The sequence below is a fragment of the Pauljensenia sp. C0254C2 genome (assembly GCF_056583835.1).
In genome coordinates this window covers 182000-203110 of sequence record NZ_JBWPJO010000004.1, presented here as the reverse complement: position 1 = coordinate 203110, position 21111 = coordinate 182000, and the positions used below count along the sequence as shown (strand labels likewise).

At 57.5% G+C, this 21111-nt stretch carries 18 protein-coding genes; 12 read left to right on the top strand and 6 right to left on the bottom strand.

The annotated features are described in order from the left end of the window. Positions 1 to 49 precede the first annotated feature (49 nt). Together AC1DA5_RS04915 and xseA are read right to left on the bottom strand one after the other, a co-directional pair. Positions 50 to 334, bottom strand: coding sequence for an exodeoxyribonuclease VII small subunit (locus AC1DA5_RS04915; RefSeq protein ID WP_058237076.1), 285 nt, complete (start codon positions 332 to 334; stop codon positions 50 to 52). A gap of 84 nt (positions 335 to 418) precedes the next feature. Next, complete coding sequence (gene xseA, locus AC1DA5_RS04910) at positions 419 to 1720, bottom strand: exodeoxyribonuclease VII large subunit (RefSeq protein ID WP_092648736.1); 1302 nt, start codon at positions 1718 to 1720, stop codon at positions 419 to 421. A 179-nt stretch (positions 1721 to 1899) separates the two neighbouring features. Between xseA and AC1DA5_RS04905 the strand changes: the two genes are divergently transcribed. The 9 genes from AC1DA5_RS04905 to AC1DA5_RS04865 all read left to right on the top strand — a co-directional run bounded on the left by AC1DA5_RS04905 (position 1900) and on the right by AC1DA5_RS04865 (position 11731). Then, the gene (locus tag AC1DA5_RS04905; RefSeq protein ID WP_082628558.1) at positions 1900 to 3018 is read left to right on the top strand and encodes a 4-hydroxy-3-methylbut-2-enyl diphosphate reductase; all 1119 of its coding nucleotides are present in this window, start codon (positions 1900 to 1902) and stop codon (positions 3016 to 3018) included. Between the two features lie 177 nt (positions 3019 to 3195). Continuing rightward, entirely contained in the window at positions 3196 to 4281 is a 1086-nt protein-coding gene (gene ychF, locus AC1DA5_RS04900) for a redox-regulated ATPase YchF (protein ID WP_480289430.1), read from the top strand. A 20-nt stretch (positions 4282 to 4301) separates the two neighbouring features. Further along, the gene (locus tag AC1DA5_RS04895; RefSeq protein ID WP_480289429.1) at positions 4302 to 5813 is read left to right on the top strand and encodes a recombinase family protein; all 1512 of its coding nucleotides are present in this window, start codon (positions 4302 to 4304) and stop codon (positions 5811 to 5813) included. Between the two features lie 357 nt (positions 5814 to 6170). Then, entirely contained in the window at positions 6171 to 8102 is a 1932-nt protein-coding gene (locus AC1DA5_RS04890) for an HsdM family class I SAM-dependent methyltransferase (protein WP_480289427.1), read from the top strand. Next, a complete protein-coding gene (locus AC1DA5_RS04885; RefSeq protein ID WP_480289424.1) occupies positions 8089 to 9144 on the top strand; it encodes a restriction endonuclease subunit S in 1056 nt (351 codons plus the stop codon). Before AC1DA5_RS04890 ends, AC1DA5_RS04885 begins: the two co-directional genes overlap by 14 nt. Positions 9145 to 9146: 2 nt before the next feature. Next, complete coding sequence (locus AC1DA5_RS04880; protein WP_480289423.1) at positions 9147 to 9719, top strand: recombinase family protein; 573 nt, start codon at positions 9147 to 9149, stop codon at positions 9717 to 9719. 170 nt (positions 9720 to 9889) lie between these two features. Beyond that, complete coding sequence (locus AC1DA5_RS04875; RefSeq protein WP_480289421.1) at positions 9890 to 10912, top strand: DUF4192 domain-containing protein; 1023 nt, start codon at positions 9890 to 9892, stop codon at positions 10910 to 10912. Positions 10913 to 11071: 159 nt separating this feature from the next. Next, the gene (locus AC1DA5_RS04870; protein WP_480289418.1) at positions 11072 to 11215 is read left to right on the top strand and encodes a hypothetical protein; all 144 of its coding nucleotides are present in this window, start codon (positions 11072 to 11074) and stop codon (positions 11213 to 11215) included. A 90-nt stretch (positions 11216 to 11305) separates the two neighbouring features. Then, the gene (locus tag AC1DA5_RS04865) at positions 11306 to 11731 is read left to right on the top strand and encodes a single-stranded DNA-binding protein (RefSeq protein WP_480289416.1); all 426 of its coding nucleotides are present in this window, start codon (positions 11306 to 11308) and stop codon (positions 11729 to 11731) included. Between the two features lie 570 nt (positions 11732 to 12301). On the opposite strand, the gene AC1DA5_RS04860 is transcribed toward AC1DA5_RS04865, so the two are convergent. From AC1DA5_RS04860 to AC1DA5_RS04850, 3 genes are all read right to left on the bottom strand, one after another. After that, on the bottom strand, positions 12302 to 14032 hold the full coding sequence (locus tag AC1DA5_RS04860; RefSeq protein WP_480289415.1) for a plasmid recombination protein: 1731 nt from the start codon (positions 14030 to 14032) through the stop codon (positions 12302 to 12304). A gap of 957 nt (positions 14033 to 14989) precedes the next feature. Beyond that, entirely contained in the window at positions 14990 to 15283 is a 294-nt protein-coding gene (locus AC1DA5_RS04855) for a hypothetical protein (RefSeq protein WP_022865470.1), read from the bottom strand. A gap of 171 nt (positions 15284 to 15454) precedes the next feature. Continuing rightward, on the bottom strand, positions 15455 to 15763 hold the full coding sequence (locus tag AC1DA5_RS04850; RefSeq protein ID WP_022865471.1) for a helix-turn-helix domain-containing protein: 309 nt from the start codon (positions 15761 to 15763) through the stop codon (positions 15455 to 15457). 2006 nt (positions 15764 to 17769) lie between these two features. Between AC1DA5_RS04850 and AC1DA5_RS04845 the strand changes: the two genes are divergently transcribed. After that, complete coding sequence (locus tag AC1DA5_RS04845; RefSeq protein WP_233187660.1) at positions 17770 to 17982, top strand: recombinase family protein; 213 nt, start codon at positions 17770 to 17772, stop codon at positions 17980 to 17982. Between the two features lie 349 nt (positions 17983 to 18331). After that, positions 18332 to 19186 (top strand): 23S ribosomal RNA methyltransferase Erm, encoded by an 855-nt coding sequence (gene erm, locus AC1DA5_RS04840; protein WP_480289413.1) that lies wholly within the window; start codon positions 18332 to 18334, stop codon positions 19184 to 19186. A 70-nt stretch (positions 19187 to 19256) separates the two neighbouring features. Here erm and AC1DA5_RS04835 read toward each other — a convergent pair whose 3' ends face one another. After that, a complete protein-coding gene (locus AC1DA5_RS04835; RefSeq protein ID WP_425319843.1) occupies positions 19257 to 19664 on the bottom strand; it encodes a type IIL restriction-modification enzyme MmeI in 408 nt (135 codons plus the stop codon). Positions 19665 to 20165: 501 nt separating this feature from the next. Between AC1DA5_RS04835 and AC1DA5_RS04830 the strand changes: the two genes are divergently transcribed. Then, positions 20166 to 21029 (top strand): DUF3825 domain-containing protein, encoded by an 864-nt coding sequence (locus tag AC1DA5_RS04830; RefSeq protein ID WP_157886376.1) that lies wholly within the window; start codon positions 20166 to 20168, stop codon positions 21027 to 21029. The last annotated feature ends 82 nt before the right edge of the window (positions 21030 to 21111 follow it).

The following is a 21111-nucleotide window of genomic DNA, read 5'->3' as shown; positions in this document are numbered from 1 at the left end:
CGGTGTGCGCTCGGGCGGTGCTAGAGGCGACGTGACCGCGAGTGGTCGCCTACCTGAAAGCGCCGTCTGCTTGTTCAGATGAGCCGCTCGCATCGTCGTGTGGCTGGTCTGAGGCGTCTGCCTGTTCAAGGCGGGATTGAGCCTGGTCCAGGATCGTGCGGCAGCGCGTGGCGAGAGCTTCACCTCGCTCCCACAGCTGAAGGGTTGCTTCGAGGGGAGCCTTGCCTGATTCAAGAACACCGACGATCTCAACGAGTTCATCGCGTGCCTGCTCGTATCCCATAGTGGAGGCATCCGGCCGGTTCTCCACAGGTGAGGTGCCATTCTGGCTCATAAACTTTTCCTTCCCAGTTTTCTTGTGTGTGCCGAGTGGTCGCGTGCACGCGACCACTCGGCACAATGAACAAAGCTTTGCGCATTAATTGGCGAGGGGATCATCTTCTGATGCGGAGGTATCCGAGGTAGCAGGAGTGAAGCCGAACACTTGAGCGACCAGTCGGCCCGACGCTAAGACGCCCTCAAGTAAATCGCCTTTCGCTATCTGATCAGTGGAGCGAATCAGATCTCCACCCGGCGTGCGCAACAGGGCATACCCGCGATCCAACGTTGCCTGAGGGGACAGAGCCCTCAACGTGCCGATCGCTCGAGCCAACCCCGTTTGCTCGCGGGACAGCATTCGCGACAGCGCCACTGACAGACGGCCGCGCAAACCGTCCACAACCTGCACGTGGCGCTCGACAATCGCCCTTGGCTCGACCATCACTGGACGCGACGTGACCAACGAGAGACGCTCGCGCTCCCTGCCCACCACGCGCGCAACCGCAGAACGCATGCGCGAGGCGGCCTGAGTCAGCCCAGCAGTCTCCTGCGCCAAATCCGGCACGACACGGCGGGCCGCATCCGTCGGCGTGGACGCACGAAAATCAGCAACCAGATCCAGCAGAGGAGCGTCGGCCTCGTGCCCAATGGCTGAAACAAGCGGTTTACGAATCGTTGCCGCAGTACGCACCATCGTCTCATCAGAAAACGGCAAAAGGTCCTCGACCGAGCCGCCACCACGGGCCACTACGATGACATCAACATGGCTCAGCCCGTCCAGCTCAGTCATCGCCGCGCACACCTCCCGCACCGCGTGCACGCCCTGAACAGCAACTTCACGAATCTCAAAGCCGATCGCAGGCCAGCGCGCGCTCGCGTTGACCACGACGTCATCTTTTGCCTTGGCGTTGCGGCCACACACCAAACCAATCACCTTCGGGGCGAACGGCAGCGGGACTTTGCGTTCGGGAGCAAACAGGCCCTCGGCCGAAAGCTTGCGGCGCAGCATCTCAATCTGCGCGAGCAAATCGCCCAGTCCCTGCAGATGGATCTCCTCAGCCCGCAGATTGAGCGTCCCGCGCTTCTCCCAAAACACAGGAGTCGCACGAATCACCACGCGCGCCCCTTCTTCAAAGCCCGGGCCGGTGCGGTCCAGTACCGAAGGGAACGCGGTCACAGTCATGGATGTATCCGCTTGCACGTCACGCAGCACGAAAAACGCCATACGAGTGCCAGGTCGCGGCTTGTATTCCACGATCTGGCCTTCAACCCACAGTGTCGACATCTTTTCGACATAGGTCTTGATGTTCTCAGTAAGCAGTCGCAGAGGCCATGGGTTCTCCCTCGTCGTCATCGCTGCCTTGGGGGCGAGCGTGCGCGCACCGGGCTGGCCCGCGTTCATTGACGAGGGTGGCCGGCCGCTTCCGGGCTGGCGTCCATCTGGCATATGCGGAGGCTGTGAAAATGACACGATCCAAGGATGTCACATCACACGACGATGCGGACGGTGGAGCGCTGCCGTGACGTGGGATTCATTACGCTGAGGATGTCAATAGGTGTCATAGACGTTAGATTGGACGTATGAATCAGGACGCCGCTGCGCATCGCGCATCTCCCGTGTCGCTTCCGTCGCCCTCGTTCCCACGGCCGCCGCAAGATGATGGTGGGGCCGGATCAGGCCAGGACCAGACGCCTGAAGGCGGGCGCGTGCTCGTCGCTGCGCCGCGTGGGTACTGTGCGGGCGTGGACAGAGCGGTCGACGTCGTGGAGAAAGCGCTCGAACTGTACGGGCCGCCTATCTACGTGCGCAAAGAGATCGTTCACAATAAATACGTGGTGGAAACTCTGTCTGAGCGCGGCGCGATTTTCGTGCAGGAAGTCGACGAAGTTCCCGAGGGAGCTCGGGTCGTGTTTTCCGCGCACGGAGTGTCACCGCAGGTGGTGGCCGCAGCGCAGGAGCGTCACCTCGCCACTATCGATGCGACGTGCCCGCTCGTGACGAAAGTGCATCGCGAAGCGGTGCGTTTTGCGCGCGAAGACTATGACATTATCCTGGTGGGCCATCAGGGGCACGAGGAAGTCGAGGGGACGTTTGGTGAGGCTCCCGACCATATTCAGGTCGTTGGATCGCCTGACGAGGTTGACTCGGTGACGGTGCGTGACCCCTCGCGCGTGGTATGGATTTCGCAGACCACGCTCTCTGTTGACGAGACGCGGCAGACGGTTGACCGGCTGCGTGAACGATTCCCGGAGCTGACGGATCCTCCCAGTGACGATATTTGCTATGCGACGCAAAACCGGCAAGTTGCAGTGAAGTCGATTGCGCCTGACGTTGATGTCATGATCGTGGTGGGATCGGCGAATTCGTCGAATTCTGTGCGGCTGCTGGAAGTTGCGCTGGATGCCGGTGCCGGTTCAGCTCATCGTGTTGACCGAGCAAGTGAGCTGCGCGAAGAATGGTTTGAAGGTGCTCAGACGGTTGGTGTCACATCGGGTGCGTCCGTGCCGGAAGTGTTGGTGCGAGACGTCATCGCGTGGCTGAAAGAACGCGGCTTGACGCACGTTGAGCAAGTGCGCACCGAAACCGAGACGACAACGTTTGCATTGCCGCGTAATTTGCGTATGGAGCTCAAGAAGTCGGGGCTGATCGATGCGCGCCCGCACGCGCCGCGGCAGTCAGGTGCGAACCACACGCATTGACGGTGACGCCCGGTGCAACGAAGGCGCGAGACGCTGCTGACTCACCACAAGATATCTGCGCGAATTTTCTGCTGTGTGCCGAGTGGTCGCTTGCACGCGACCACTCGGCACACACATGAATGAGGCGCAGGACACGGCTTTCCGCATACGCGCACAGGAATGCCTACAATAGGGCACGTGTCTTTGACTATTGGAATTGCGGGACTGCCCAACGTCGGCAAGTCGACCCTCTTTAACGCCCTGACGCGCGCATCAGCGCTCGCAGCGAACTACCCCTTCGCCACGATCGAACCAAACGTGGGAGTGGTACCGCTGCCTGATCCTCGTCTGGACGTTCTAGCAAAAATGTTCAACTCAGAAAAGATCATTCACGCCACCGTCTCATTCGTTGATATTGCGGGCATCGTGCGTGGCGCCTCTGAAGGCGAAGGCCTGGGCAACCAGTTTCTTGCCAACATTCGCGAGGCAGACGCAATCTGCCAGGTCACACGCGCATTCGACGACCCCGACGTTGTCCACGTCGAAGGCAAAGTTGATCCGGCCAGTGACATTGAGACCATCTCAACAGAACTGATCCTTGCTGATATTCAGACCCTTGAAAAGCAAATCCCTCGCCTCGACAAAGAGGTCAAGGGTAAGAAAACAGATCCGGCAGTTCTGGCGACGGCGAAAGCCGCCCTCGAACTTCTTGAACAAGGCACCGTACTATCCGGGCCCGAGGGAGCAGCGCTCGACCAGGATGCCCTTAAATCGTTCCAGCTGATGACGGCGAAACCGTTCATCTATGTCTTCAATATGGATTCCGAGGGGATGGCAGATCGCGCCAAGCAGGATGAACTGCGCGCCCTCGTCGCACCCGCTGACGCCATTTTCCTGGACGCCCAATTCGAGTCCGAACTCATTGAACTTGACGAGGATGACGCCCGCGAAATGCTCGAAGAGTCAGGGCAAGCAGAATCTGGCTTGGATCAGCTGGCGCGCGTGGGATTTAGCACCCTCGGACTGCAAACATTCCTCACCGCTGGTGACAAGGAATCACGGGCATGGACGATTCACCAGGGAGATACCGCCCCCGAAGCTGCCGGCGTCATCCACACCGACTTCCAGAAAGGTTTCATTAAAGCCGAGGTCGTTAGCTACGACGAGCTGGTTGAACTGGGCTCGATGGCGGAGGCGCGCGCTCACGGGCGGGTGCGTATGGAAGGCAAAGACTACGTCATGCAGGACGGTGACGTGGTGGAGTTTCGTTTCAATGTAACCTGAGGCGCGCTAGTGTTAGCGGCATGACAACACGTGCTGCTATTTACCTCCGTATCTCGCTCGATGCTGCCATGGACGGCCTCGCCATCGACCGGCAGCGTCAGGACTGCGAAGCCCTTGCCGAGCAACGTGGCTGGGACGTCGTGCATACCTACGTCGATCAGTCGATCTCCGCGTCGAAGAAGGACGTGGACCGCCCCGACTACGACGCCATGGTGGCGTCCTTTGAGCGCGGCGAGATCGACGCAATCATTTGCTGGGACCTCGACCGCCTCACGCGGCAGCCCTGGCAGCTCGAAGAGTGGATCGACAGGGCAGAGGAGCAGGGGCTGAAACTCGTCACCGCGAACGGTGATGCTGACCTTGCCACCGACGGCGGCAGAATGTACGCGCGTATTAAAGCAGCCGTGGCACGCGGCGAGATCGAGCGGAAGAGCATGCGCCAATCCCGTGCGCAACAGCAGCGCGCCGAGCAGGGCCGCTGGTACTCCGGCGGTGTCCGCCCAATCGGCTACACCTCCACCGGCGAGATCATCCCATCCGAAGCCGCCGCCGTGCTCGGGATGTTCCGCGCTGTCGAGCGGGGCAACTCCATGCGCGACATCGCACGCGCTTTATCTGGGGTCGATCAGCCGGGCTTGCCGGATATCCCGACCACGCCGCGCCATATGCACACCGTGGTCACAGAGCGCAACGCACGCCGCCGCGCTGCTGGCCAGGAAGAAAAGCCGGTTCCCGACGCGCAGCCGTGGGCGTATACGTCGTTGCACTCGATCCTGCGCAACCCCGTGTATGCCGGCTACTCCACCTATAAGAAGGCCGAGCGCAAAGGCGTGAAGAACAAATACCGCCGTGTAACGCATATCGTCCGCGACCCCTATACCGGCGAGCCGGTGAAAGGGCAGTGGGAGCCGATCGTCACACCAGATCTGTGGTGGCGTGTGCAAAACGTGCTCGATGATCCCGACCGGCTGACCAACAAGGAGCGCCGGAACACTCGCCGCCATCTCGGCTCGGGTCTGTATGTCTGCGATGAGTGTGGCAACCCCGTGCGCACACATGCCGACCGCTACCGCTGCGCCGCCTGTGGCTTAGTGCGCACGCATAGCGTCGATGATTTTGTGCTCGCCGTGATCCGCGCCCGCCTTGGCCGTGACGACCTGGCGGACCTGCTGCCAACTGCGGACGACGACGAGGTCAACGCCATCGACGACGAACTCGCTGAGCTTCGCGCAAAGCTTGCCCGCGTCCAGGCTGACTACGACGAGGAGCTTATCGAGGCCCGTGACCTCAAGCGCGCGCGAAACCGTTATGAGCCGCAGATCGAGAAACTCGAAACGCGCCGTGCCCGTCTTGCTGGCGCATCGGCGCTGCTCGACACAACCGGCTACGCCTCGCCCGTGGACGCCTTCGACAACGCAGAGCTTGCCGTGCAGCGTCGAGTCATCAACACCCTGTGCCAGGTGCGCCTGCGCCGTGGCGTGCGCGGAAGCAAGACCTTTAACCCCGAATCAGTCCAGATCGTGTGGAACTAGGTTACAGTGTGTGACACGTCAACAATCGCGCGCATGCGCTGTAGCGCGCAAAGCTCCTACGAAGGAACGCCACGGGGCCTGGCAGTTCGGGGGATCTGCCTTCGTGTATCGGGGGTGACACTGCTCAACCGTGGCGTTCGCAGGAAGTATGACACGGCTCTTGTCGCCCCGCACGTTGAGCGGCGAAATTTTAATTTTCGCTGTACGGTATCGCTAATTTGTGAATTGTGTTACACTTAGCGTTATGTAATACGATTTCGTACACCTCCATCCTGTAGCTGTGCTCACGTAGCAGCACGTCAGGGGCGGGGCGTACGAGATCGACCGATTTATTTCAGGTAGCGAGTGTGGTGACGGATGGCGAAGCAAGAGGCCAAAGTAGATCTGTGGGTTGCCAGGCAACTCGATGAGGCTGAGATTAAGGATTATGACCCGCAGGGAAGCGATGTCCTCGAACTGAACGAGGTGCTCAAGACGGCGTCCAAAACCGGCAAGGGCGGTCCTGGTTATCCAGAGTATGTTGCCGTAGTTAGAGACTTCGTCATCGTCATCGAGGACAAGTCCAACCCGGATTTTCACGTCAAGTTAAATGATGACGGTGTTGTGGAGTTATCCGATATAAAGGCTGTCCGTGACTACGCTGTCAACGGCGCGCTTCACTATGCACGTCACATCGCTACTAAGAGTGAGTTTACGAAGGTCTTTGCCGTCGCTGTCTCCGGTGGCGAAAAGCGTCACCGGATCACGCCTTACTACGTCGACGATCGAGGTGAGTTCAAACAGCTCGACGACGTCGAATCCTTCATCTGGTTCAATGAGTCGAACATCTACGAGTACTACACCCGCCATGTGCTCGAAGAAGTCACTGACTACGAAAAGACGACCAAGGAGATCCTGAAAGACGCGGCCGAACTTCACGAAAAACTACGGACGTTCGGCACTCTCAAGGATCAAGACAAGCCTTTGGTCGTCTCGGGTATTTTGCTCGCTCTCGATGAGGTCGAATACGGAAACTTCTCCATTGCTTCGCTTCACGGTGACAAACTTGCTGGGTCCCGCGATGGCGACAAGATCATGGCCGCAATCAAAGCTCGCTTAACCCGATCTAACGTCGGCCCTGACGCTAAGCGTGACAAGCTCTTGCGTGAATTTGCCGTCATCACCGATAGCGTGCGATTGAATGAGGTCAACCCCACGCTCGGGAAGACGCCCCTGAAGTACTACACCGAATTTTTGAACAAGCGGGTCTTCCAGGCCATCAAATACCAGCAAACATCCGAAGACTTCATCGGTCGTTTCTACGGCGAGTTTATGAGCTACTCGGGAGGCGACGGTCAATCTCTCGGCATTATTCTCACGCCTAAGCACATGACTGACCTCATGGTGGACCTCGTCGACGTGCGTCCCGACGACATCGTCCTGGACCCTACCTGCGGTACTGCCGGATTCCTTATCGCCGCAATGCACAAAATGTTGCACTCGGCGGAGAGTGATTCGCAGCGTCGAAGCATCAAGAAGAAGCAGCTGCATGGCTTTGAGATTCAGCCGAATATGTTCGCCATTGCTGCAACAAACATGATCCTCCGGCATGACGGAAACTCGAACATTCAAGCAGCCGATTTTCTATCCCAGAACCCGGCAGACCTCCAACTTCAAAAGCATGCTTCTGTTGGTTTGATGAATCCGCCGTACAGTCAGGGCAAGGACGACCCTAATCAGTACGAAATTCTCTTTACAGAGCACCTTCTCGACTCGATGACCGAAGAGGGGCGTGTAGCAGTGATTATTCCGCAATCTTGCGTCACTAATAAGACCAAGATTGAGCGACAAGCCAAGCAGCGCATCTTGAAGCGACACACGCTGGAAGGCGTAATCACCTGTAACCCCAACACTTTCTATGGTGTCGGCACTCATGCGTGTATCGCGATCTTCACCGCAGGTGTGCCCCATCCACCGGAACACGAAGCCAAGTTCATCGACTTTCGGGATGATGGGTTTGTGGTCCGGCCTCACATCGGTCTGATAGAAGGTGACACCGCTAAAGACAAGCGTCAGCACTTGCTAGATGTGTGGAACGGTCTGATCGAATCCTCGTCAGAGTTCTGTGTTTCCTCGACAGTGCTGTCAACCGACGAGTGGCTGCATAGTTTTTACTACTTCAACGACGAGATCCCTACGGACAATGACTTTGAGAAAGCCATTGGTGACTATCTCACATTCGAGTTCTCAATGATCATGCAAAACCGTGGATACCTTTTCGAAGGAGGGGACAACAATGAAGCCTCTTGATCAATTGAACTGGGAACCTCGTGTTCTCCAGGATGAGTTTGATTGCGCCAAAGGTGTCTACCTCCAAACCGACAGCGTCATCGACGGAGACATCCCTTATGTGACCGCAAAAGCTGGAGGGAATGGCCTGAATCGCTTTATCGGCAATCGGGTCTTGTTCCCCGGCAACCAATTGACGATTGAAAAAGTGAGGCTGAGTGCTTACTACCAGCCCGCTCCCTTTTACTGCTCTCATGACGTGAGCACGTTGACCAACAGCTCTCTGAACGCTGAAAATGCGCAGTTCCTAGCGACCATGATTATGCGGAACGGTGCTAAGTATTCTTACGGTCGTCAGGCTCAGCTAGATGTCGTGAAACGCGAGAAAGTGTTTCTTCCGACAACCAGTAACGGCGATGTTGATTACGACTATATGGAGCAATATTCAGCTCAAACCCGAGAGCGATTGCTCGAACGCTATCAATCTGTTCTGCACTCCCGGCTTTCGGATCTCGTACACCATGACATCCCAAAACTTAGTGAAAAGGACTGGGCTGAGTTCCCGCTCAATGAAATCTTCACCGTGAAGTCCGGTGTCAGGTTGACTACAGCCGACAAGATTCCTGGACAGCGTCCGTTTATCGGCGCTACTGACAACACCAACGGCGTTACTGGCTTTGTCTCCAACGAAAATGCTTCTTTGGACTCAAACGTTTTGGGGGTTAACTACAACGGCGCTCCGTGTATTGCCTTCTACCATCCGTATGAGGCCATTTTCACGGATGATGTGAAGCGTTTGGAGCTGCTGCATCATGAGAACAACCCTTTAATACTGCTGTTTTGCAAGGTCATTGTGATGCAGCAAAGGGTGAAGTATTCCTACGGTTACAAGTTCAATGCCGGAAGAATGGCTCGCCAGCTTCTCATGTTTCCCGTGACAGACGACGGTGACATTGACTACGAGTACATGGAGAAGTACGCCGAGAATATGCTTCTCAGGAAGTACAGGCAGTACTCGGATTACCTCGCATCGCTTCTCGAAACTGATGCAGAGGAGCACTAACCATGCTTATCGGTTACGCCCGCGTCTCCACGTCAAAGCAGGGACAGTCGCTCGACACCCAGCGCGACGCCCTCATCGACGCTGGCTGCGACCCGGACCACATCTACTCAGACACCATCTCCGGCACCAACTGGCAGCGGCCCGGCCTCGATGACGCGCTGGCGTACATGCGCCCCGACGACACGCTCGTTGTCACGCGCTTGGACAGGCTCGGCCGTAGCCTCGCGGACACTGTGAACACCATCGCTGACCTCGCCGAGCGCAACATCAACGTCAAGGTGCTAGAGCCAGCGCTGGACACGTCGAAGCCCACCGACAAGGTGGTTATCAACGTCATGGCAAGTCTTGCCGAGTGGGAGCGTGACCTGCTTGTCCAGCGCACCCGTGAAGGCGTGGCGCACGCCCGCGCTCAAGGCAGGGTCGCCGGCCCTAAGCCGAAACTCGACAAGGAGCAAGCCCAGATCGCTAAGGAACTCGTCGACGGCGGCAAGTCTGTCAGCGCAGTAGCGCGCACCTTCAACGTCTCCCGGCCGACGATCTATCGCGCTCTCAAGCGCATCGAAGCCGACGCTTAGGCACAGGCTGCGTCGCTAGCGCTCGCACCCGGTAAGCCGAGCACCAGGCTGCGCTAGCGACGCCCGGCGCACATAGGCACTGTACTGCTGGGATACGCCTGCGACCGGCAGAGCCGGACCGAATACGGATTGACCATGTATACCCCGTATTCGTGCAAAGGAGCACTGCCATGTCCACTCATTCCCACACGCTTGCATCCCACGGCGAGATCCTCGCGAACCTCCCCGGCATCCTCGGTTTCTACCCCAACAACTCGCTGATCCTCGCGTTCTTCGTCGACGACGAGGGCGTCGACACCATCCGCCTCGGCCCGGTCGCGCGGTTCGACCTGGACGAGGCCGTGGAGAAGCTCACCGAGAGCCGCGAGCGGTTCGCAGCGTGGGTCCACCACCTCGAACTCGACGCTGTTATCGCGTACATGATCAGCGATGACATTGCGCAGCCGGTCTTCGACGAGACGGCAACGTATCTCACCAGCGGGGCAGTGCACCTACCGCCGCTGCTCGGGGTGGTGCAGGTGCCCGAGATCGTCACCGGGGCTGCGTGGTGGTCCGTGTATCAGCATCCGCTCATCGACGAGCCGCGCCACGGCGTTGTCGGCGAGGTCGCCGCATCAGCGGCGCTGCAGCAGATGCTAGAGCACACCGGCGAGCTGCCGGAGCCGAGCAAAGACGACATCGAGGCACGGTTGAACAGCACCGATCACGGCATCGACGCTGCCGAGCACGCCGACATCATCGAAGACGCGCTGGCGTATATCCCGCCTATGTTCGCGGACGTGCTGCAGCGTGAATACGAGCAGGCGGCGGCAGGGATCACCCAGCCGAGCACGCGCGCTGTTCGATCGGCGCTGAAATGCTTCACTACAAAGCGCTTGCGAGACGCGCTGCTCGCGGCGCTGCTCGATGACCCGCAGGCGGGCCTGCAGTTCGCAGAGCAAGTCATGCGTGCTGTCCCGACCAGCTGGCCGGGGATGCGCGCCCAGCTCACCGCCACTGTTGCCGTGCTCGCTCACGCCACAGGCCAGCCGGGACTAGCAGGCGTGGCTGCGCAGCGAGCCACCGAGATCGGGCCAGACGAGAACTTCCCGTCTCTGGTGGCCAAGCTGACCGACATCGGCCAAGGCGAGCGGATGGTCGAGCTTGTCCGCGAGGGCGCCGAGAAGACCCGCACGATCTTGTTCACCGAGTAGCACCACACACCCCGTTGCAGCGATGCAACGGGGTTTCTTTTTCTCGCGGGGCCGTGGCCTGCAGAGAGGCACACCTAGCGGGGCAGGGGAGAACCCCCTAGACAGCAGAGCTGTCTCCAACAGACGGATTGACCATCAATCCGAACAAGGAGGCACGTGATGCGCGACTTCACCCACACCGACCTGGAACTGCTCTACCAGCTCGCCGACGGCATCGACGGCGAGGACGCCGATCCGGGCGCAGCACAAGAACTGCGCGACCTAGAGGCGGCAGGCACACCACTGCCCTGGGCAGTGCTGTAACGACAGCGCAACCACCCCGCAGCAGCAAAGCAGCTGCTTAACCACCACATTGCACGGCAAATCACACCCACTCACGTAAGGAGAACCATCATGTCCAACCCCTTCAACAACGGCACCATCGTCGGCAACGCAGCTCGTGCACCGAAGCTGTTCGAGCACGCAAACGGCGGCGCGACGGTGAAGCTCAGCGTCTACGCGCGAAACACCTTCAAGAACAAGACCACCGGCAAGGTCGAGTCCGAGATCGTGGAGCTGACTGGCTACGTCCAGGATGCCGCGAACTCCGGTGTGTTTGGCTGCATCGGCTCCGGCGATCGCGTTGCGGTGAGCTACTCGCTGAAGACCGACGTTTACACCGACAAGGACGGTGTGAAGCACTACCCGCTGGTCGCACGCATCGACACCGTGCAGCTGATCGACTCCAAGAAAGAGTCCGCTGCGCGCGCAGCTCGTCGCGGAGGCGAGGCGGCGAACGCCGCCCTGGCTGGCGCTGAGGGCGAAGAAGTACCGTTCTAACTACGAAACCCCGCAGGGAAACCTGCGGGGTTATTTTTTCAACCATTTCACACGCCAATTTGCTGCGAATCACTTGTGCAGTTTTACGGTGCAGTGGTGCGGTGCTTTTACTGGCGTTTCTGCTGCGCAACTCACTGCACTATGTAGTGTCTGTGACATTTCAGTAACACATAGATTGCACTGTGTATTGGGCAACCATTTCATCGACACGTTTACTGCACAATGAAACGCCCCGACACTTTAATGACACGTGAATTGGGCAGTGAAGTGGCTTGTCATCCTATTGACACCTTTACTGCGCAACAGAATGACACCGTCATTCTGCAGGCCCTTCTGCGGGCGTCTCTTCTGCGCAGCACATGCGCCGTCGTACACACCGACGCGCTGCACATTCTCTCCGCCACTCAACAGGTCAATTCGCTGCGCAGCGTAGTGACACTCCGCTCAGCGTGGCCGAGATTTCTTCGATTTTCGCCGAATCTCAGCGGTTTTCATTCCGCCGATGACCTACGAGGCCGACGGCACCCTGTACGGCCCGCAGAAGGCCATACAGGGCAGGGGAGAGCAGCGCTACAACTCCATACCGCCATCACGATCACGCTGCTGTTGCTGCTGGCGGCGCTGTTTGATGCGCTCCTGGGCACGGCGGCGCGCTGCAGCGCTTTCCCGCTGAGTACGGTCGATGACCGTCTCGCGATACCGCTGCTTCATCTCCGGGTCACGATCAAGTTCGATCTGCAAGAAATCCTGATCTACGTTGGAAATATCCTGCAGGGACTCGACTGCCTCCTCAATGATGATTTTTGCTTCCTCTTCTGCAGCTGCGCGGCGCGCTTCGAGACTTTCGGTGAATGCACGTTTCTCCACGTCAAAGGCTTCACGCTCACTGTCCAGGGCTGTGCGATCACGAGCCACCTGCTCGGCCTCACTGCGTGCTGCATCGCGGATGTCTGTAGCGTCGCTCCGCGCTTCGCTACGTGTGTTTTCAGCGTCCCGCGTGGCCTCACTGCGGATCGTTTCTGCCTCACGCTCCGCCTCGTCACGTGCTTCACTACGGATCTTTTCTGAGTCTCGCTCGGCTTGCTTACGTGCCGCACTGCGGATGTTTTCAGCCTCCTGCTCTGCGTGCTTGAGCTTGGCCTCGGCAGCGCTGCTGACCTCGTTCGCACGGTTCAGCAACTCATCGGCCTGAGCCTCGGCCAGGCCCAACTCCTGCTCAGCATCCTTGCGTGCTTCGCTGCGGATCTTGTCGGCCTCTTGCTCCGCCTTCTCACGTGCCTCGTTGAGCACACGCTCGGCAACCTCGCGAGCCTGCTGCTCAGCGTTCTCCTGTACGCGCTGGGCTGCTTCGCGGGCTTCTTGCGCCTGCTTGAGTTCTGTTGCTGCTTGCTCGCGGTCACGATCAATCGCATCCATATCGCGCTGCACGGAACGCTTCTTGACTTCCACATCATTCTCGCGGCTGGCAAGGTCGCGCTCCCGGTCCTGCTGCTCGGTGTAGCGGTTGAGGTTGAGTGACTCGTCGTGTCGTTCGGAGACTTCTAGCTCTACCGGATAGCCCAGCGAGTGCATGTGCTCCCGGAGTCCGCGTTGCGCGTCGATGAACTTTTGATTACCCGAGATCTGTTTGCCCTTCTTCGGGCCGGATGTGTACCGCACTGAGGTGTCAGTGTTGTACGCGATGCCGGGGCGGCAGCGAAGCTTGTCGGGATCTTCGGGCTTCGGTGAGAACGTGTCCGCCTGGAACTGGATGTGTGGTGTGCTCTCGTCGAAGTTCATATCTCCACCAGCTACGGCATTGATGCCGCCGGGGATGAAGTTTTCTGCGATCCAGCGCATCGACTCTTCGAGGTACTGCTTCGCTGCTTCGTAGTCCCGTGCGACGAGTCGCGGCCGTTTCACTTCGCGCCCGTCTACCTCACTGGTGTAGTAGTCGGGGATCTCCTTGCACATCGACTTCGGCAGATGCACGACGAAAAGCGACGTCTCGAAACTGTTCTTCTGCACGCGCACACCGTCCATCCGGGCGTCTTGGTACGCCAAGACTTCCTCGACGGATGCAGCGCGACGGAACGTTCCGTTGCCGTCGTTGACGAACGGAACGTTCAAATGCGCATCGGCCACGACGATGTTTGAGTTCATCGCGGCCTGATGCGCGAGATCCTGCGGATCTAATTCTCGCATCGCCTCCTTGAGGAGTCGCTTGCGATCTCCACGTGTGTCTCCGCCGCAGTTGTCACGGCGGAGATGGCGCAGATTGAACGCTGCGCGTCCCTTCTGCGTTGTAGATGTCTTCGACATATCTGTGTTCCTTGTGTTGAGGTGCGCGCGTACACGGAGCCTCTGTCTTCGACCCCTCCATGTACGCGCCCACATGACGAACTTGAGTTTTTCGGGGACCCCTAAGAATCGTGCGGGTCCCTTGCTTCGCTGTCCCACACGATTCTACCCCAAAAAACTCAAGTTCTTTAGCCCCCTAAAGACCTCAGTCTAGACACCTCGCAAGCTCGGAGAACTGAGGTCTTGAGGGGGCGCCTGCAGCGGGCAATAGCTCGCGGAAAAACCCTCCCTATTCGGTCGGCTTTTTCCGCTTCGCCTTTTCGAGAAACGCTGCGTGACCTGCGAAGATCGCTGTGGCGATCTCCTTGGTCCCGCAGTAGGGCAGTGGCTTCAGCGGCGCTGGCGCCCCGCTTCGCCACTGCTACGTTTCATTCGTTGCACTCACGAAAATGTCTCTCACCGGCCTACTTTTGTATGCCGGTCTTCGAGTGTGTCATTTGCACTGCTGTGCAGCGTAAATGCCAATCGTTGAAAAAGGGCGGCGTCGCACCCCCTTATACTGGTTTTGCACTTTTTCGCCCCGACGCCCTTGACGTCGGTCTTAGTGCGGCGTTTTTTCGCACCATGACCTGCATGGATGCACACTTTAAGACCGCATGCCAGGCGTCGGACCCCCTTATACTGGTTTTGCACTTTAGGGCCGAAATCGGCCCCTTTTTTCTGCAAACGCTGCATCGATGCAGCTCACGAGGTAAAAAAGTGGTCTTCGACCCCCTTGTTTTCTCCACCCCGGCGTTGCTTCTGTTGCATTTGCTGCTTCGCCGCTGACACCCGTGCAGCGGTGCCGCAGACACCCGCACACACGCCAAAACCCCGCCCTTGCGAGCGGGGTGTGTGGCGACATCAAGCGTGACGGCTGTACGTCGTCACGCCGCGTGGCCGTACACGCATGAGGTGATTGCGTGTACGGCTAAAGGGTTAGTCGGGTACAACTTCTAGATGCCGCTTCGGCTTACTGCCCTCGGTGCTCTCAGGCTTATTGCCGTCACCGTTCTTAGTCGTATTGCCGTCACCGTTCTTCGGCGTATCGCCGTCATCTTCGGTCCCGGCGGGCTTGTCGTCGTCGAGTTTCACCTCGAACTCTTTGGCGTACTTGCGCAACTGCGCAAGACGCTCCTTTGCTGCTTTGTGTGCACGGCGCGCCTCGTTCACGGAATCTTTTGCTCGCTGCTCATCGCGGAGCGCGGCTGCGTAATCGTCTCTGAAAGACATGGTTTGTTCTCCTTGATTGAGTGAATTCTTTGTTTGGGCTCGGGGCACGACGGTGGAGCGCGCGTGTGTTGTAGCACGACCATCACCCATCAGCCCTCGCACTCAGCTCAAGACCCAGCCTGGCTAGCTGAGCTAAGCGGCGGGATCTCGTCGTAGGCGGGTTTGTCCGCATTAGTGCTTCGCACCACCCAGCACCGTGACGAGCTGCTGGCGCTGCTCATCTGTCAGTTGGGGCGCTGCATCCACGACGGCATCGACGAAGCCGTCGAATAGCTGCGGGGCAGGGCGGCGTGCGGCCGCGAGGTAGGCGTCGAGATCGTCTTGGCGAATCCGATAGGCGGTGCCGAAACGGTGGAATGAAAGACGGCCCTCTTTAATAGCTTTTCGCAACGTGGACTCAGAGCCGACACCGAGATCGGTGAGTTCTTGCAGCGTGTAAAAGCGTGGCGCGACAGCGGTAGTCGTGTCCTTTTCGGACATAGAAAAACGCTCCTGGGCAGATTGATCTGTCCCGGAGCGGGGTGCTTTACCGGCTTGCTATTCAGGCGGCTTGGAGTGCCGTGCTCGACTCGCTAGAACGGTGGTCTGCCGTCCCATCGCTTTACGGGAGCGCTTACTCCCTACCTGACCGCTTTTGTGGTCGGCAATGCCGTTGCCAACCGGTCTATCTCGTCGGAGGAACCGCGCCTATCACGGTCGAGAGGCTATCTCTTTATGAATTATCCTCGGGGTTATCCCCCGTATGCGGCTGGCTAGACCAGAAACGAATTAAAACGCCACATACGGTCTAGGGGCATCGTACGGAACTTATGCGTCGCGCACAATAGCCTGAGACCTGAACTTTACAAATAGAACCGAGAACGTCTCTACGCGTCACGTGGCACGGCCGGGGTGTTGTTGCGTGGCGTCACGGTGACACGCAAGGGGCGCGCCTTTTTGTGACCTGTGACACTTCTGTAGTGCGCTCGTTTCGTAGTTTTGACCTCGTTTCGTAATTTGCCGATCAAAATACGAAAAAATTACGAAACGCTCTACCTGCGGTTTCGTGATTTCCGCAAACGAAAAGAACAAAACTACGAAACACCCGATAACGCTGTGTCCTGCACAGACACCTCACATTTCGGCGATGTTTCGTAATTTTGCGGTATTTCGACCCAACCCTTTTAAGAGAGAGACACAGACACACATTGCAGACGTGTGTCTATGACGTACGGCAGCACGGTGACAGAGCAGCTGCAGTAGATCTAGCGATGTGACACGGCCGGGATACTGCCACGCTGCAACACGTCCGTGGCGCGCCGTTGTGTGACACGCAACACAGGTGTTGTGTGTTCGTTTCGTAGTTTTGGTGTCGTTTCGTAATTTGCCGATCAAAATACGAAAAAATTACGAAACGCTCTACCTGCGGTTTCGTATAACTGCGAAAATCGGAAAACCAAATTACGAAACACGCGATAACGCTGTGACCTGCACAGACACGTCACATTTCGGGGGTGTTTCGTAATTTTGCGGTATTTCGACCCAAACCTTTTAAGAGAGAGACACAGACACGCATTGCAGGCACATGTCTACGACATAGAGCGCCCTCGTTAAGGGCACGCTGCAGGGGTTGCAGCTATGTGACACGGGACACAATCGCAATGAAGGTGTCTCTTCTTATTTAGATTTTCTTCAAAAAGTGGAAAAATTACGAAACGAAAAGCATTTACGCTGCTCAATGTATGTTTTTGTGTTTCGTAGTTTTGTTCCTTTCGTTTACGAGATTACGAAATGACCCGTAAATACCTACCGTGACCTGCGGTGATGCATTTCGTATTTTTCTGCGTAATTTCACGTCGCCCGAAGCAGACACCCTGCCGTGTGCTTGCTGCAGGGCTGCGGCCGCCCCTCCATGTGGAGCGTCAGTGTCGATGTTGTAACTTAAACGTACATACATTTGCGGCGCTCTCGTTACGTGTCTGTGCATTGCCGAGCTCTTTACTGTTGTGTGTGGGCGCGCAGCCGTAGTGTCCGTGCCACTCCGAGTAGGGCGCTTCGTACCCCAAACCCATGTTCAATTAAAAAATGAATAGTGGGGATAGACCAACCTTTCATTTTTTTCCATTTTTTCGAGGCTCAGAGTATTGAAGGGTCTGGGGCCGGTCCGTAGAACCTATATGTTTTCCGCAGATAGCGGTTTTTAACGACGCACCCTATAAGTTTTCCGCAGAACCTATATGTGTTTCTGTGCACCCCATATGTTGTCTGTTTCTAGCGGTTTTTCGCTGTAGATTCCGCTACAGCGCCTCCTCTGTCGCACTTACGCATCGAGCGGTTATTTATCGACGACACTCCGTCGAGTTTTAAGTTCAATGTTAGCTAAGGGCCTTATTAAAAGCGTTTGGCAACACGCGCTCCTATTTACCTTCGTATCTCGCGAGACGCTGACGTGGATGGCCTCACCATCGACCGGCAGCGTCAGGACTGTGAAGCCATTGCAAAGCAGCGTGGCTTGGACGTTGGACATAGGACATAACTACGTCGATCAGTCCATTTCCGCGTCAAAGAAGAATGTGGCTCGCCCCGACTACGACGCCATGGTGGCATCCTTTGAACGCGGCGAAATCGACGCGATCATCTGCTGGGACCTCGAACTACCCGCCCCACGTCGGTGGGTAGTCCGATCAGTCGGACAAAACTACTCCCGCACCACAGCGTAATAAGGGGTGCACCTTAAAAACATCCGGAGGTGGGGGTAACTCCCCCTCGTTGCCCAGAGACAAAATACGCCAGTGGCGTCTGTACGACGAGCCGAAGGTAGGACAAGTTCCAATCCAGAGAGGTCTTGCACTGTTTCGGTGCGGTTGTCTTCTTTCTCACCGTATTGGACCCTGCGAAATTAATTGGATACGATAGGCCCATGTTGATTTCAGGTTCCGTTTTCATGCGGCCGCTCACCAGCCGCTAAGGCGGTTTTCTCCCTCCCGCAGGTTAGAAACCGCTCCGGTCCTTTAGCCGGGCGGCCATTTGCCATGCCCGGCTCCGTTTCAACTCCACGGAGCACACCTGATGTCTACATACGGATACGGCCGTCACGAACATGGCCAAAATTTTCTCACAGACCACAAGATCATCAACTCCATCGTCGATCTTGTAAAACAAACCTCCGGCCCCATCATTGAGATCGGGCCAGGAAGCGGTGCCCTCACCCACCCGATATCCCACTTGGGGAGGGCAATAACGGCAGTTGAGGTAGACGCAAAACTAGCTGCCAAACTCACAAAAAAGACCGCCTCGGCGTCGGTCGAAGTGGTCCATGATGATTTCCTCAACTTCCCGTTACCCGCCACTCCCTGCGTCATTGTGGGAAACATTCCCTTTCACCTCACCACTGCCATTCTTCGAAAGTTGTTGCATTCGCCGGCATGGACTGACGCTGTACTCCTCATGCAGTGGGAAGTCGCTCGCCGCCGGGCCGGGGTAGGTGCAAGCACGATGATGACGGCTCAGTGGTCCCCATGGTTCACGTTTCACCTTGGTTCCCGAGTACCAAGGTCTGCTTTCCGGCCACAGCCAAACGTTGACGGGGGGATCTTAGTGATCCGCCGGGTGGGTGACCCGAAGATCCCGATAGAGCAACGCAAAGCCTTTCAGGCGATGGTGCACACCGTTTTCACCGCCCGGGGACGCGGGATAGGGGAAATTCTCCGAAGGGCAGGGTTGTTTTCATCACGTTCAGAGACACAATCATGGTTGCGCTCGCGAGGAATCGACCCCGCAACCCTACCTCCCAGATTGCACACCAGCGACTGGATCGATCTCTTCCAGGTGACTGGTTCCTCTTCACCGCGCCATCGGCCCATTTCACAATCGGGAAGTAGTCAACGCCCTCCTCAACGGAAAAATCGAGGCCGGCGGCGGTAATCCCCCCACCACCAAAACCGAAATCCACCAGTAGTAGTGAACGACCCATGTTCGTCTACCGTGAGCCGCGTTATGGCAGTGACGTGTTCTCGTCGGGCACAGTCATAGTTCCCGGCGTTGCCAGCGACAGGGTTCTACACCCAGCAGCGGGACCGATCAAAATCACCCGCACGGGGAACGACCCTGCTGGTGGTTTCGATTTTGATGAAAGCGAGGAGACATAGCCCCTCGCCAACTCCCCGTAGCTGGCGAACAGTAGCTCCTGGCGCTGGCGCTCGTTGGTGAGTTTGCGTGCCACATCGAAAGCCTTATCGACTTCCCGGTCCAAGTTGTTGTGAGCCTTGAGCAGAATTGGGTCCATCGATAACGGGTTGTAGTGCTCCGCGAGTGACCGCTGGGGGTGCCGCTCGCGTGCCCGCAGCACCAACTGTCCAGCGTCGATGATTCGCTGCTGCGCCTTCTCATCTAGTTCACACAGAGCTGGTCCGCAGTTGTAGCTCCCGATGTACTCCGAAAAACGGAAAAAATAAATAGTGGGGATACATCAACCTTCCACTTTCCATTCTTCCGGCTCAGAGTATTGAGGGGTCTGGGACCGGGTCCGTAAACCCTTTATGTTTTTCGCGCACAGCGGTTTTTAGCGACGCACCCTATAGGTTTTCCGCAGAACTTATATGTGTTTCTGTGCACCCCATATGTTGTCTGTTTTAGCGGTATTTCGTTGTTAATTCCGCACGCGCGCATCAAATGGTTATTTATCGACGACACTCCGTCGAATTCCGGTTCAACGTGTGAATAGAGTGGTCTCTGCGCACGTCGGATTCTCACCGAGAGAGAGGCGTGGCAATCGCCAGCTTGGGCGCGAGCCAGCCGCACAGTTGGGTGCGAGCGCGCGTCGGCGCAGGCGCTGAGTAAGAGATCAGGAGTGACGCACTATATGCGAGGACAGGAAAACCTCGAACCTGCTGAGGAGGCTTACGTGACGAATGGAAATCCGGATCGGCTCCGTGAGTTTGCTTTCTTCCCGTTTCGTGTGAAATATGAGCGCGGCGCTGCGCCTCGTTACAGTCCGCTCTTGGCGTGGAACCAGACACTGAACGAGCTTGCCGCGCTTGCCGAGGACGAAGACTGGGGCGAGGCGACCCGGTCACTCGACCATCCGATCCTCAACAACTATGTCAACTACACGTACAAGCGCCTCGTCACCGAAGACAAGATTGATGTGAGCGCTGATGGGCAATACGCTGCATTTAATACTGGACTGCTGACTGCACTTTCAGAGGAGCTCTTTGCGCTTTTTGAGAGGAACCACTTCCGCAACGATGACGCGCAAGATTGGTTTTTCAAGGGATGGGTTACCGAGTCCAACAGAGATCTTCTGGCTAATTTTGACCCCTTGCCGCAGATGGCACAGTACGTGAGAACAGCTGGCGACCTCGTATACGACTGCAGCTGCGAACTCAAATTGGCTTACAGTCACATCTTGGGCGATAACATTGACCGCTTTCCACTGGATTTGCAGGCGAACCCGGTCCGCGCGCGACAGGCGCTTGATTCTGCGGTGAACTGGGCGCTGCGCAAGACTCGCCGCAACTATAAAGTGGTCGTGCCTCAGTGGTATCCGGCCGCGCCTGAAGATACGGCACAGTTCCTGATGCCGTTGGATCTTGACAGTGATGGTCGAGCAGATCTGGCGCTGGTAGTGTCCAAGGCTAATGAGCGCATATACCGCGGACACACCGTGTTGACATTGGAGATGGCGTACTCGAATGCCCGCCTCGTCGCTCGTCCTGACTCCGAGTGGCTTCTACCCAGCGCGGGAGAACCTGACGAGGTCGACTGAGGCGGTGGGGCAGCGCTGTTCAGTGGGGCTCAGCGGCGGTATTGGGGAGTGAGGATCTAGGGCACTTCGGAGAGTGAGATTT

What these genes read in the sequence shown, in the direction of transcription:
- AC1DA5_RS04865 (WP_480289416.1), top strand. Translation starts at nt 11,306, where the DNA reads ATGTCCAACCCCTTCAACAACGGCACCATCGTCGGCAACGCAGCTCGT.
- AC1DA5_RS04875 (WP_480289421.1), top strand. Translation starts at nt 9,890, where the DNA reads ATGTCCACTCATTCCCACACGCTTGCATCCCACGGCGAGATCCTCGCG.
- xseA (WP_092648736.1), bottom strand. Translation starts at nt 1,720, where the DNA reads ATGAACGCGGGCCAGCCCGGTGCGCGCACGCTCGCCCCCAAGGCAGCG.
- AC1DA5_RS04880 (WP_480289423.1), top strand. Translation starts at nt 9,147, where the DNA reads ATGCTTATCGGTTACGCCCGCGTCTCCACGTCAAAGCAGGGACAGTCG.
- AC1DA5_RS04915 (WP_058237076.1), bottom strand. Translation starts at nt 334, where the DNA reads ATGAGCCAGAATGGCACCTCACCTGTGGAGAACCGGCCGGATGCCTCC.
- AC1DA5_RS04860 (WP_480289415.1), bottom strand. Translation starts at nt 14,032, where the DNA reads ATGTCGAAGACATCTACAACGCAGAAGGGACGCGCAGCGTTCAATCTG.
- AC1DA5_RS04850 (WP_022865471.1), bottom strand. Translation starts at nt 15,763, where the DNA reads ATGTCCGAAAAGGACACGACTACCGCTGTCGCGCCACGCTTTTACACG.
- AC1DA5_RS04895 (WP_480289429.1), top strand. Translation starts at nt 4,302, where the DNA reads ATGACAACACGTGCTGCTATTTACCTCCGTATCTCGCTCGATGCTGCC.
- erm (WP_480289413.1), top strand. Translation starts at nt 18,332, where the DNA reads ATGTCTACATACGGATACGGCCGTCACGAACATGGCCAAAATTTTCTC.
- AC1DA5_RS04870 (WP_480289418.1), top strand. Translation starts at nt 11,072, where the DNA reads ATGCGCGACTTCACCCACACCGACCTGGAACTGCTCTACCAGCTCGCC.
- AC1DA5_RS04905 (WP_082628558.1), top strand. Translation starts at nt 1,900, where the DNA reads ATGAATCAGGACGCCGCTGCGCATCGCGCATCTCCCGTGTCGCTTCCG.
- AC1DA5_RS04855 (WP_022865470.1), bottom strand. Translation starts at nt 15,283, where the DNA reads ATGTCTTTCAGAGACGATTACGCAGCCGCGCTCCGCGATGAGCAGCGA.
- AC1DA5_RS04890 (WP_480289427.1), top strand. Translation starts at nt 6,171, where the DNA reads ATGGCGAAGCAAGAGGCCAAAGTAGATCTGTGGGTTGCCAGGCAACTC.
- AC1DA5_RS04885 (WP_480289424.1), top strand. Translation starts at nt 8,089, where the DNA reads ATGAAGCCTCTTGATCAATTGAACTGGGAACCTCGTGTTCTCCAGGAT.